Origin of the sequence: Bradyrhizobium sp. UFLA03-84 (assembly GCF_002289535.1) — a bacterium.
Lineage (GTDB): Bacteria > Pseudomonadota > Alphaproteobacteria > Rhizobiales > Xanthobacteraceae > Bradyrhizobium > Bradyrhizobium viridifuturi.
Window position 1 is genome coordinate 55142 of the sequence record NZ_NSJY01000020.1, and the last position, 12558, is coordinate 67699.

10 protein-coding genes and 1 pseudogene are annotated in these 12558 nt (G+C 59.7%); 2 read left to right on the forward strand and 9 right to left on the reverse strand.

Annotation, left to right across the window (positions count from 1 at the left end):
* Position 1: 1 nt before the first annotated feature.
* Positions 2-1885, forward strand: coding sequence for a TRAP transporter large permease (locus CK489_RS39440; protein WP_050627272.1), 1884 nt, complete (start codon positions 2-4; stop codon positions 1883-1885).
* A gap of 452 nt (positions 1886-2337) precedes the next feature.
* Positions 2338-2523: pseudogene (locus CK489_RS39445) on the forward strand (transposase); the annotation flags it as partial.
* A gap of 171 nt (positions 2524-2694) precedes the next feature.
* Here CK489_RS39445 and CK489_RS39450 read toward each other — a convergent pair.
* The 9 genes from CK489_RS39450 to CK489_RS39490 all read right to left on the reverse strand — a co-directional run bounded on the left by CK489_RS39450 (position 2695) and on the right by CK489_RS39490 (position 12558).
* Complete coding sequence (locus tag CK489_RS39450) at positions 2695-3942, reverse strand: cysteine desulfurase (RefSeq protein WP_095736101.1); 1248 nt, start codon at positions 3940-3942, stop codon at positions 2695-2697.
* Entirely contained in the window at positions 3939-5261 is a 1323-nt protein-coding gene (sufD, locus tag CK489_RS39455) for a Fe-S cluster assembly protein SufD (protein WP_095736102.1), read from the reverse strand. The genes CK489_RS39450 and sufD overlap by 4 nt, the downstream gene beginning before the upstream one ends.
* A 19-nt stretch (positions 5262-5280) precedes the next feature.
* Positions 5281-6033: a Fe-S cluster assembly ATPase SufC gene (gene sufC / locus CK489_RS39460; protein ID WP_050627275.1), complete on the reverse strand. Its 753-nt coding sequence runs from the start codon at positions 6031-6033 to the stop codon at positions 5281-5283.
* Between the two features lie 71 nt (positions 6034-6104).
* Positions 6105-7601: a Fe-S cluster assembly protein SufB gene (gene sufB, locus CK489_RS39465; RefSeq protein WP_095736103.1), complete on the reverse strand. Its 1497-nt coding sequence runs from the start codon at positions 7599-7601 to the stop codon at positions 6105-6107.
* 194 nt (positions 7602-7795) lie between these two features.
* A complete protein-coding gene (locus tag CK489_RS39470; protein WP_083992237.1) occupies positions 7796-7990 on the reverse strand; it encodes a 4Fe-4S dicluster domain-containing protein in 195 nt (64 codons plus the stop codon).
* Positions 7991-8627: 637 nt separating this feature from the next.
* The gene (gene ald, locus CK489_RS39475; RefSeq protein ID WP_095736104.1) at positions 8628-9740 is read right to left on the reverse strand and encodes an alanine dehydrogenase; all 1113 of its coding nucleotides are present in this window, start codon (positions 9738-9740) and stop codon (positions 8628-8630) included.
* Positions 9741-10139: 399 nt separating this feature from the next.
* Positions 10140-11186, reverse strand: coding sequence for a hydrogenase expression/formation protein HypE (gene hypE / locus CK489_RS39480; RefSeq protein WP_095736105.1), 1047 nt, complete (start codon positions 11184-11186; stop codon positions 10140-10142).
* Entirely contained in the window at positions 11183-12325 is a 1143-nt protein-coding gene (gene hypD, locus CK489_RS39485; protein ID WP_095736106.1) for a hydrogenase formation protein HypD, read from the reverse strand. The genes hypE and hypD overlap by 4 nt, the downstream gene beginning before the upstream one ends.
* Entirely contained in the window at positions 12322-12558 is a 237-nt protein-coding gene (locus CK489_RS39490; RefSeq protein WP_094193819.1) for a HypC/HybG/HupF family hydrogenase formation chaperone, read from the reverse strand. The genes hypD and CK489_RS39490 overlap by 4 nt, the downstream gene beginning before the upstream one ends.

Consider the following 12558-nt stretch of genomic DNA (forward strand, 5'->3'; position numbering starts at 1 on the left):
CATGGAACATGCGCACATGGACGGGGCGACACTCGCTCTTCCTGAGCCTGCCTCCGGATGGCGCAAGGCTGTGGTGAACCTGAACAAGGCACTGAAGCCCGTCGTCGCCATTCCTGCCGCAGTGCTGGTCGTTGCGGAGGTGATCGTCCTTTTCGTCGGCATCGTCTCTCGCTACGTGCTCCACACCCCGATTGTCTGGTCGGATGAGCTCGCCGGTATCCTGTTTCTATGGCTGGCGATGCTGGGATCGGTCGTCGCCTTCCAGCGGGCCGAGCATATGCGGATGACGGCCATCATTGGCATGATCCGACCGGAAGCCAGGTTGTTCCTTGACGTCTTTGCGACAGCTGCCGAGTTTGCGTTCCTGCTTCTGGTAGTTCGCCCCGCCTACGAGTTTGCGGCCGACGAAGTCTTCGTCACAACTCCGGCTCTGGGAATAGTCAACACTTGGCGCGCGGCCGCCCTGCCGGTCGGCGTCGGCTTGATGCTGGTCGTAGCCACCCTGAGGCTGGCAGCCACAGCCAATGTGAAGCACCTTGCTGCTGCAATCGTTGCGGTAGGAACGCTGATCGGGGTTCTCGCGCTGCTCGCACCAATCCTTAAACCCCTCGGTAATCTGAACCTGCTGATCTTCTTCGTGTTTATCGTTGGCGCCATGGTTTTCGCAGCGGTGCCGATCGCCTTCGCGTTCGGCCTGGCGACCATCGGCTACATAACACTGACGACCAGCACACCCGACGTGGTCGTTATCGGTCGCATGGACGAAGGCATGAGCCATCTCATCCTGCTCGCGGTGCCGATGTTCGTGTTCCTCGGCTTGTTGATCGAAATGACCGGCATGGCCCGCGCTATGGTCGGTTTCCTCGCCAGCCTGCTCGGCCACGTTCGGGGCGGCCTCCAATATGTGCTGGTCGGTGCGATGTATCTGGTCTCGGGTATTTCGGGATCCAAGGCGGCCGATATGGCAGCAATAGCGCCTGTGCTCTTCCCCGAAATGACCAGACGCGGCGCGAAGCGTGGTGACCTCGTCGCGCTCCTGGCGGCGACCGGTGCTCAGACCGAGACGATCCCCCCATCATTGGTGTTGATCACGATCGGATCGGTGACGGGTGTGTCGATCGCGGCCCTGTTCACGGGCGGGTTGTTGCCGGCGATCGTGCTCGCGGTCGGACTGTGCGCGGTGGTGTGGTGGCGGTACCGTCGAGAGGATTTGTCGCACGTTCAGCGGGCGACCAAGCGTGAAATCGGCCGTTCCTTTCTGATCGCGATTCCCGCCATTGCCCTTCCATTTGTGATCCGCGCCGCAGTGGTCGAGGGGGTAGCAACAGCCACCGAGGTCTCGACGATCGGCATCGTCTATTCCGTATTGGCCGGGCTTTTTATCTATCGCCGGTTCGACTGGCGTCGCCTCTATTCGATTTTGGTTGAGACCGCGGCTCTTTCCGGCGCGATCCTCTTCATCATCGGCGCGGCGACGGGGATGGCCTGGGCTTTGACCCAATCGGGCTTCTCGGCATCTCTTGCAAAGTTCATGACTTCCCTGCCGGGTGGTGCGCCGATATTTCTGATCGTCACCATCCTTGCGTTCGTCGTCCTGGGAAGCGTGCTCGAAGGCATCCCTGCCATCGTGCTCTTCGGTCCGCTGCTTTTCCCCATTGCCCGTCAGGTGGGAGTGCATGAGGTCCACTATGCCATGGTCGTCGTTCTGGCGATGGGGATTGGACTTTTCGCGCCGCCATTCGGCGTCGGCTACTATGCGGCGTGCGCCATCAGCCGGATTCATCCCGACGAAGGCATGGGTCCGATCCTGGCGTACATGCTGGCCCTGCTCCTCGGCACGGTCATAGTGGCTGCAGTGCCGTGGATTTCCATAGGTTTCCTTTAAAATCCGCGAAACGTCTCAGCTGCGGGGATCGTCCGCAAGGTGAGCTTCTGGCGAGCTAGACAGGTTGTTCGCACAGTTCTTTGCCCCTCGTGGAGGCAACGATCCGGGCGCGAAGCGACACACGGCGTTCAGGGGCATACCCGACTGTGGATCGCGCATCGACCAGATCACCATGCGAGTTTTCGAAAAGGCCTGACGTGAATGCGGGTCGCCCTTCGCTCGAAGCTCCGATTACTTTCACGACAGCGCGACTAGCCTCTGGAAGGCCGCTCCTACGTCACGTCCACTTAGATCATGGACGGCCGGGTCGAGCCACTAGCAAGCCCGGCCAAGTCCGCATGTCGCCGAAAGCGGAAGCGTATGCAAAGCGTTACCGGTAAGGCCGCGGGGCGTTGCCGGTTGATGGCGCGACCCGAGACATGATTCAAGCTCCGAAACCGGAGCCTCGAATCATGCGCTACGAACTCAGCGATTACGAATGGATCGCCATCAAACCGATGCTGCCGAACAAGCCGCGTGGCGTTCAGCGCGTAAATGTCCGTCGCGTGCTTAATGGCATCTTTTGGGTCCTGCGTTCAGGTGCGCCATGGCACGACCTGCCGTTAGAACTACGGACCCCGCGCTCGACGAAGGCGAACGAAGGAAAAACGGCTGCAAGGTGCCCTGGCCGACCAGGCTTGCCAATGCGAACTTTGCTTTCCGAGACCTCAGGCGTTGACCTTTTGCGATGACGATGATCAGGCACGACGTTATTTTACTTCGTAGCTCAATGCAGCCTCCCTCTCACCTTGACGCAGCACGCCCGCCAATCACGCCAATAGCTGGCGTGCCTTGATAAGTGCGCGCGCGAGCACATCAATTTCTTCACGGGCGTTGTAAAGTCCAAGGGACGCACGGCATGTTGCCAGTGTGCCGAAGCGCTTGAGCAGCGGCATCGCGCAGTGCGTCCCCGCCCGCACCGCTACGCCGGCGCGATCGACGACGGTGGCAATATCGTGCGCATGCGCACCTTTCACATCAAACGAGATGATCGGCCCCTTCTCGGCCGGCGTCCCGATCATGCGCACGAAGTTGATGTCCCCGAGCTTCTCCTGCGTGTAAGCCAGCAGTGCGCTCTCGTGCTTGCGGATCTGCGCCTTGCCTATCGAATTGATGTAATCCACGGCTGCGCCCAACCCGATCGCCTCAACGATCGGCGGCGTACCCGCTTCGAACCGGTGCGGCGGATCCCCATAAATGACGCCGGAACGCGAGACCTCGCGAATCATCTCACCGCCGCCATTGTAGGGCGTCATCGATGCCAGATGCTCGGATTTTCCGTAAAGCACGCCGATCCCGGTCGGACCATAGAGTTTGTGGCCGGTCATGACGTAGAAATCGCAATCAATGTCGCAGACGTCGACGCTCAGATGGACGCATCCCTGTGAACCGTCGACCAGCACCGGGATACCACGAGCATGTGCGACCCTCACCAGGTCTTTCACCGGCAAGACCGTGCCGAGCACATTTGACATCTGTGTGATCGCAACCATCTTGGTGCGCGAGGTCAGCAGTCGTTCAAAGTCATCGAGCAAGAAGTTACCGTCATCATCCACTGGTGCCCATTTGATCACTGCACCGAGCCGTTCCCGAAGAAAATGCCACGGCACAATATTGGAGTGGTGTTCCAAGATTGACAGAACGATCTCATCACCCGGGCTGATGCGCTCACGACCAAACGTCTGCGCGACCAGATTGATTGCCTCGGTGGCGCTGCGGGTGAAGATGATCTCTTCATTCAAATGCGCGTTCACAAACCGCGCCACCTTGGCACGGGCACCTTCATACGCCTCGGTCGCCGCATTGGCCAGATAGTGCAAGCCGCGATGAACGTTGGCATATTCGCTGGAGTACACCTGCATCATGCGGTCAAGTACCGCATTTGGCTTTTGCGCGGACGCAGCGTTATCGAGGTAGACAAGCGGCTTGCCGTAAACGGTCATGGCCAGCGCCGGAAAGTCACTACGTAGACGGTCGACCTCGTAACGACCATCGCTGACCGCGGGATGTTCGCTCACAGCCGCTCCTGCAGCCAGTGTTCAGCTTGCGCGGTCACAAAATCGCGCAGGTTATCGGCGAAGATCTCTTCAATCGACTCTCCAATGAACGCTTTAATGAGCAACATCTGCGCATCCATTTCGGATAGCCCCCGCGCGCGCAGATAGAATACGAGATTATTATCCAGCGCTCCTGAGGTCGCTCCGTGGCTGCAGGTCACGTCGTCGGCCGAGATTTCAAGTTCCGGCTTATTGTCCGCCGCGGCCTGATCGGATAAGAGCAACGCTCGGGTCGACAGGCTGGCGACGGTCTTTTGGGCGACGGGACGAACAACGATTCGGCCCTGAAACACCGAGCGGCCGCAATCATCAACGACCGCGCGGAACTTCTGCCGACTGGTGCAATGCGGCACGGCGTGGTCGACCACGATTGTTGTGTCGGCGTGCAGTTTATCTTTGACGAGATTAACCCCGTTCGCAGAGAGCTTGGATCCCTCACCACCCAGCGTCACGAATCCCTGATAGCGATTGATGGAGCCGCTGCACGTCATGCTGAAGAGATCGAGCTTAGCTCTGGTGCCGACCGCGATGATCCCCGACGAGATGTTCACCGCATCAGCGGCGTCAGCCGCTATGCGGAGATGCGAAAGGCTTGCCTCGTCCCCAGCCAGGGCGATTAAGACATCGTTGGCCTGATAGCCGCTCGCGCCTTCGGCCGAGATGAAACTTTGCACCACGGTCGCATGCGCCCCTTTATCGAGCTGCAGATATGAGCGTGTAAAAGCGGACACCGACGATCCCGTTGCGACCTGAACGATTTGAATAGGGCGTCTAATCGTGTTGCCTTCGGCAATCGAAATTACCAGACCATCTGAGGCCATTGCCGCATTGAGCGCGATCACCGCATCGTCCGTCGTCGAAAGCACCAACCCAGCCATTGCGCCAGTGGCCGAGTTCTCCAACACCTCTCGCAGTGACTGCACATGGAGCTCGTTTTTCAGCTCGCCGAGATCCGATAGCTCAGGCGCGAATATGCCGTCCACCAAGACCAATTTGACCGCCTGATCGACAGCCACTCGCCTGGCCGACGCCTTTGCGCGCGCCAACGCCGCTGCATCCGGTCGCGGAGCGAGTGGCAACACCTCGCCGATCAAGGCACGCAGATCCGTGTATCTCCAGGCCTCCATGCGCCGATGCGGCAGGCCGGCGCGCGCATAGGCTTCGAATGCCCTCGCACGGATATGGGGGACGAGGCCCGCGCCAGGCAACCGTTCGAGCGCGGATGCGAGAAAATTGCTCGTTGCGCACCCGGCATCGGCCTTAGCCAATACTTGCTTCATGGGGAAATCCCTTGAGCCGTCAGGCCGCGGTTTCGAACTGGGCGTAGCCACAGGCCTCGAGTTCCAGTGCGAGTTCCTTGCTGCCACTCTTCACGACGCGGCCTTTCGACATCACATGCACATAATCGGGCACGATGTAATGAAGGAGCCGCTGGTAGTGGGTGATCACGATCATCGCCCTTTCCGGCGAACGCAGGCCGTTGATACCGCTCGCGACAATACGCAGAGCGTCGATATCCAGCCCGGAATCGATCTCGTCCAGTATGCATAGACTCGGCTCGAACAACGCCATCTGCAGTACCTCGTTGCGCTTCTTCTCGCCGCCCGAGAAGCCGACATTGACGCCGCGCTTGAGCATATCCCGGGTAATGTTCAGTGACCCGGCCACCTCACGGACCTTTTTCAGAAATTCGGGCGTGGATAATTCCCCTCGGCCGCGCGCCTTGCGCTGGGCGTTCAGCGCCGTGCGCAGGAAGTTCATGGTGGTGACGCCGGGAATCTCGACCGGGTACTGGAACGCCAGGAACACGCCCTTGGCGGCGCGCTCGTTCGGCTCCATCTCCAGGAGGTCCTCGCCCCTGAACAGGATGTGGCCGCCCGTGACTTCATAGCCCGGCTTGCCGGCGATGACGTGCGACAGCGTCGACTTGCCGGAGCCGTTCGGCCCCATGATCGCGTGCACTTCGCCCGCATTGACCATAAGATCGAGGCCGCGGATTATTTCACGACTGTCGACACCAACATTCAGATCTTGGATTTCGAGCAGCGTCATTTTTGATCTGATCCCTCAAAATGCGTCGTCCGCAACGGCAAGCCGCGTTCGGGGGCTCGCGGGACGTTTGGTTATCCGACAGATCCCTCGAGAGAGATCGAGATCAGCTTCTGCGCCTCCACTGCGAACTCCATCGGAAGCTTTTGCAGGACATCTTTCGCGAAACCGTTGACGACAAGGCCGATGGCCTGTTGCTCGCTCAAGCCTCTTTGCAAGCAGTAGAACAGCACGTCCTCGGAAATCTTCGACGTCGTCGCTTCGTGCTCGAACGTCGCCGAGGAATTCTTGGCCTCGACATAGGGCACGGTGTGCGCGCCGCACTTGTCGCCGATCAGGAGCGAGTCGCAGGCGGTGTAGTTGCGCGCGCCGGTCGCCTTGCGATGTGCGCTGACGAGGCCGCGATAGGTGTTCTGCGACTTGCCGGCAGCGATGCCCTTGGAGATGATCCGGCTCGACGTGTTCTTGCCGAGATGAATCATCTTGGTGCCGCTATCGACCTGCTGGAAACCGTTCGAGATCGCGATCGAGTAGAACTCGCCGCTCGAATTGTCGCCGCGCAGGATGCAGCTCGGATACTTCCAGGTGATCGCCGAACCGGTCTCGACCTGGGTCCAGGAGATCTTGGAGTTCTTGCCGCGGCAGTCGCCACGCTTGGTGACGAAATTGTAGATGCCGCCCTTGCCCTCGGAATTGCCGGGGTACCAGTTCTGGACCGTCGAATACTTGATCTCGGCGTCGTCGAGCGTGACGAGTTCGACCACGGCGGCGTGCAGCTGATTCTCGTCGCGCTGCGGCGCGGTGCAGCCCTCGAGATAGGAAATGTAGGAGCCCTTGTCGGCGATGATCAGCGTGCGCTCGAACTGGCCGGTGTTGCGCTCGTTGATGCGGAAATAGGTCGACAGCTCCATCGGGCAGCGCACGCCCGGCGGCACGTAGACGAACGAGCCGTCCGAGAAGACAGCCGAGTTCAACGTCGCGAAGTAATTGTCCGAGGTCGGCACCACGGTTCCGAGATATTTCTGCACCAGCTCGGGATGCTCGCGGATCGCCTCGGAGATCGGCATGAAGATCACGCCGGCAGCCTTCAGCTCCTTCTGGAAGGTGGTCGCAACCGAGACCGAATCGAACACGGCGTCGACCGCGATCTTGCGGTTCGGCGTCTGCGGGCCACCCGGCGGCGGCTCGACGCCCTCGAGGATCGCGACCTCGCGCAGGGGAATGCCGAGCTTCTCGTAGGTCTTGAGGATTTCCGGATCGATCTCGTCAATCGAGGACAGCGTCTTCTTCGGCTTCGGCGCCGCGTAGTAGTAGATGTCCTGGTAGTCGATCTTCGGATAGTCGACGCGCGCCCAGGTCGGCTCGGTCATGGTCAGCCAGCGGCGATACGCCTCCAGGCGCCATTCCAGCATCCAGGCCGGTTCATTCTTCTTTGCTGAGATGAAGCGGACGGTGTCTTCCGACAGCCCCTTCGGGGCCTTGTCGGACTCGATCTGCGTCTCAAACCCATATCGATACTGGTCGACGTCGATGCGCCGGACGCGCTCGACCGTCTCTTGTACAGCTACCATTGCCCACTCCGTTCACGCATGGACGATTCCCGGCGGCAATGATCGCGTCGCCTCTCCTCCGGGCGGACCGCGCAAGTCACGGCCGACTCGAGGCCAGTTTGGGAAAGAACCAGGAGACGAACCCAAAAGGGAGCCGCCCTTGATAGGGTTTCGATCATGTTTTGCGCCGGAGTGCCACCCGTAGGCTCCTCGATCTATGCTGGCACACAGGTATCAGGCACTGGACAAACGACGGCGCATTGCGGCGCATCAAAATGCCCTTCACATTGAGTGCACTGGGCCGGATTGATCACATATATGTCGTTCTTCAGGCTGATCGCGGCGTTAGGGCATTCGTACTCACACGCACCACAGACCGTGCATTGTGACGCGATTATTTTGTAGGCCATCACTACGATTCCATAAGCAAAGGTGCGAGACTACGCCTTGCTTTCAAGTCTCATGCCAAGGAGTCATGTGCTTGATTTATCTTGGCTACTTTCGATAGCGCAAGGGCCGCCTCGACCACGTGTCGTAAACCCGACAATCGGCATCGCAGCTGCTTGATCTCGTAGCTTGCGCATCGTCGAGATTTCGCGATAGCCAGCGATCATGTGAAGGGGTTCGCCAATGAGAAGCAGCTCGGCTCGACTTGACGTGGCGGCGGAGCGCTTTTGAAGTGGTATCGATTGTAACCGTGCCACCGTCTCGGGGATCGCAGATCGCCTCTGGTGATGGTTCTGCTCACCCGGACAGCGGCAGCGAAGGCACCACGATGTCAATCGGGCGACGTCGTCATCGGCTCAAGCAACGTCTCCATATCGCAACCAGAAAAATCGTCGCGATGGCGCTAAATGGAGCCGCTCCGGTGATCGAGGGTCCCCTGGCCGAGCCGGCGCACGCAAATGTTCAAAATCTCGCAGATTACGGCCGCGCTCGGCGTCGCAAATAAATCTCCGCGGACCCCAGCAGATTGATATGCCGAAAAAAAGCCACCCCGGAGGGTGGCCCAAGTCAGGGAGGAAACACCCGTAGGGGCCTCTGGGATCAGGCTGCAGCCTGCTCGATCGGTGAGAACGGCAGCCCGAGACTGTCGGCCACCGCCTTGTAAGTCAGCCGGCCTCGATGGACGTTGAGGCCTGCACGCAAATGCGGATTTTCCAACACGGCGGAAAAACCCTTATTGGCCAGAGCCAAGCCAAACGGCAGCGTGGCGTTATTTAGTGCCTGGCTCGAGGTCAGCGGCACGGCGCCGGGCATATTGGCCACGCAATAATGAATGATGCCATCCACTTCATAGGTTGGATCGGCGTGAGTGGTTGGGTGCGAAGTCTCAAAACAGCCGCCCTGATCGATAGCGACATCCACGAGCACGGCCCTCTTACGCATCAAGCTCAGCATGCTCCGCCGGATCAGCTTGGGCGCACTCGCACCTGGAACGAGCACGGCACCAATCACAACATCGGCCGCAAATACCTCTTCCTCCACAGCTTCGATGGTCGAAAACCTGGTTCGAACGCGCCCTTCGAATAGCTCATCCAACTCGCGCAACCGAGGTATCGAGCGGTCGATGATGCTCACCTCTGCACCGAGACCGGCCGCCATCCGTGCCGCGTGCGTACCAACGACGCCACCACCGATCACCACGATTCGGGCCGGCTGAACACCGGGCACGCCGCCGATCAACAGCCCTCGTCCGCCTGCACTGCGCTTTAGCGCGCTACCCGCCGCTTCGACCGCGAGCCTGCCTGCGACCTCGCTCATCGGAGCCAGCAGCGGAAGGCCACCATGCCCATCAGTCACTGTCTCATAGGCGATTGCCGTGCATCCCGATTTTAGAAGCCCCTTGGCCTGCGCCGGGTCCGGCGCCAGATGCAGATATGTGAACAGGATCTGGCCCTCCCGCAGCTGGCTCCATTCGGACGGCTGAGGCTCCTTGACCTTCACAATCATTTCGCTCGAAGCGAATACCTCAGCTGCAGAATCCAGAATCGCTGCGCCGGCGCTGCGATAATCGTCATCGGTCGCGCCAATGCCAGCGCCGGCATTGGTCTCGATCATTACGCGGTGTCCTGCTGCCGCGTATTCGCGGACGGCTCCAGGGGTCAGGCCCACGCGATATTCGTGTGCCTTGATTTCCTTGGGAACTCCGACCTTCATTTGCAAACTCCTTGCCTAGTGCGCCTTTCTAATTGAAAGGCGCAGCGATATTGCGACGCGGCAGCCCAAATTGCGCAGGAATTCAGCGATCTTTGACCAGCCGTGCAGGTTTTCGATGCCGAATGGATTGAGCGACCGTGCTCGCTAAGCTTAACCGTCGTACTCCGCGATCGCGATGACGCGCTTAATCGGATCTCGGCTCGCGGAACAGTCAACAACGATTCCAGTCTTGCCGACCTTGTTGAAGAAGGAGCAACGTAGTCTGCCAGTGAGGCAGGATTTGCCCAGCGGCTGGATTGCTTGCCACCGCTGATGGCCAAATGACCATTGATCATCAGTCTGATTTCTGGATGCGCACGTTTAACGCCTTCACGCTCGTCGCAAATGGGCGTGGATTGTTCAACAAATCCGAGGCAACTGTTCGCCTGACAACCAATCGACGATCCGTCCGCCGCCGAAACTGGTCGCCATCTGCACAAATTTGTGATCGTCAGCTACCGTCTCGCCAATATCAGCAGCATCGCGTCCGAGCGGATGCGCCTTCATAGCTGCAAGCACTGCATCGGCCAAATGGGGCGCGACGATCGCAACGAGCTTGCCCTCATTGGCGACATGGATCGGATCAAGCCCAAAGAGTTCGCAGGTTGCCGCGACCGCTGCCTTCACCGGAATGGCTGCTTCCTGTAGACGGAAGCCAAGGCCCGATTGATGCGCAATTTCGTTGAGGGTTGCGGCAAGACCGCCGCGCGTGGGGTCGCGCATCACCCGGATGCCGGCGCCGCCCGCCGCAATCATAACGGCGACAAGGTCATGTAGCGCTGCGGAATCCGACACGATCTCGGTTTGAAACGCGACGTTGTGGCGTTTTGACATGATCGCCACGCCATGGTCGCCAAGGCTGCCGGACACCAAAACACGGTCCCCGACCATAGCTTTGTCGGCGGAGAGATCGAACCCATGGGCCAGAGCCCCGATTCCGGTCGTGGAGATAAACAGACCATCAGCCTTGCCGCGCTCGACGACCTTAGTGTCCCCCGCAATGATGTAGACGCCCGCGCCGCGTGCTGCCTCGCCCATCGAATCCGCAATCGTCTTCAGATCAGACAGCGGGAACCCCTCCTCAATGATGAAGCTCGCCGACAGATAGAGAGGGCGCGCGCCGGACATCACGACGTCGTTGATCGTCCCGTGCACAGCGAGTGAGCCGATATTGCCGCCAGGAAAGAACAGCGGCGAAACCACGTAACCGTCGGTCGTCATCACCATTTTACCCGTTGCAACGTCGAAGGCCGATTGATCATTGCAGCGGGCAAGCCATTCATTGCCGAAGGCTCGGTGAAAAAGGCTGGAGATCAGCTGTGCCATGGCTCGTCCCCCGGCCCCATGGGAAAGATCAACGCGTCCGTTCTCGAGATCGAGCTTGCGTTGATAGCCCTGTACGCTCATGACGTTCGCCTCACCTGATCATCGCGAACCCGGCCATATGTCCAATACGCCGCACAGGCGCCTTCCGATGAGACCATGCAGGATCCTATGGGAGTTTCCGGCGTGCAGAGGGTTCCAAACAGCTTGCAATCGACTGGCCGCTTGGCGCCGCGCAGGATGGCGCAGCACTCGCACGCCGGATTGTCGGCGACCTGCAGTTCGTGCATCGCAAAACGCGCCTCCGCGTCGAACCGCGCGTAGGCCCGCCTCAGCTTCAGTCCACTATTTGGTACGAAACCGAGCCCGCGCCATTCGAACTGCTCACGCGGTTCGAATGCCTGCGAGACCTCGTCTTTGGCGCGCCGATTGCCTTCACGCCTCACTGCACGGCTGTATTGGTTCTCCACGTCGTAGCGGTCTTCGTTCACCTGTCGCACCAGCATCAGGATCGCCTGCATCACGTCGAGCGGTTCAAATCCCGCGATCACGATCGGCTTGCCGAATTGTTCCGCCAGGAGCTCGTAAGGCTTCGTCCCGATGATCGTGCTGACATGTGCAGGCCCGACGAAACCGTCGATTGCAGCCCCGCCGATGTTGCGGATCTTCGGGTTCTCGAGAATGCTCTGCATCGCAGAGGGTGTAAGCACGTGATTGCAGAACACGCTAAGGCTCTTCAGCCGCTTCTTCTCGGCTATCCGGATCATCACGGCCGTCGGCGGTGTCGTGGTCTCAAATCCGATGGCAAAGAACACGACCTCGCGGCTCGGCGCCTGTTCGGCGATCCGGATAACGTCGAGCGTCGAGTACACCATCCGGATGTCTGCGCCGAGCGCTTTGGCTCGCAACAGGGACTGTCCTTGCGAGCCAGGCGCCCGTATCAGATCGCCGTAGACGCAAAGGGTGACCTCCGGCCGCTCGACGAGACGAATCGCCATGTCGATCCGGCTCGCAGGTAGAACACAGACCGGACAACCGGGCCCGTGGATCATGCGCACATTCGCGGGCAGCAGATCCTCAAGGCCATAGCGTGATATGGCATGAGTGTGTCCACCGCAGAATTCCATGAACCGATAGGCTTTTTGCCGATCGGCTTCGGCGCTAATCGCAGCGGCGAGCCCCTGCGCAAGGGTCTTGTCGCGAAATTCGTCGGTATATCTCATGGCCGGAGTTCCTGCCCTGTGCTGCCTAACTCCTGCAGCAGCTCCAGCGTCCGCTTGGCTTCTATCGGATCGATCTTGGCCAGCGCATACCCAACATGGACGAGGACGTGATCACCGACGTCGAGCTCATCGATAAGAGCAATCGATATCTCCAGGCTAACACCATCGATGCACACGGCGGCCATGTGGTCAGGAAGAATTTTTACGATCTTTGCTGGAACCGAAAGGCACAT

What these genes read in the sequence shown, in the direction of transcription:
- CK489_RS39440 (WP_050627272.1), top strand. Translation starts at nt 2, where the DNA reads ATGGAACATGCGCACATGGACGGGGCGACACTCGCTCTTCCTGAGCCT.
- sufD (WP_095736102.1), bottom strand. Translation starts at nt 5,261, where the DNA reads ATGAAGCAAGTATTGGCTAAGGCCGATGCCGGGTGCGCAACGAGCAAT.
- sufC (WP_050627275.1), bottom strand. Translation starts at nt 6,033, where the DNA reads ATGACGCTGCTCGAAATCCAAGATCTGAATGTTGGTGTCGACAGTCGT.
- sufB (WP_095736103.1), bottom strand. Translation starts at nt 7,601, where the DNA reads ATGGTAGCTGTACAAGAGACGGTCGAGCGCGTCCGGCGCATCGACGTC.
- CK489_RS39470 (WP_083992237.1), bottom strand. Translation starts at nt 7,990, where the DNA reads ATGGCCTACAAAATAATCGCGTCACAATGCACGGTCTGTGGTGCGTGT.
- ald (WP_095736104.1), bottom strand. Translation starts at nt 9,740, where the DNA reads ATGAAGGTCGGAGTTCCCAAGGAAATCAAGGCACACGAATATCGCGTG.
- hypE (WP_095736105.1), bottom strand. Translation starts at nt 11,186, where the DNA reads ATGAGCGTACAGGGCTATCAACGCAAGCTCGATCTCGAGAACGGACGC.
- hypD (WP_095736106.1), bottom strand. Translation starts at nt 12,325, where the DNA reads ATGAGATATACCGACGAATTTCGCGACAAGACCCTTGCGCAGGGGCTC.
- CK489_RS39490 (WP_094193819.1), bottom strand. Translation starts at nt 12,558, where the DNA reads ATGTGCCTTTCGGTTCCAGCAAAGATCGTAAAAATTCTTCCTGACCAC.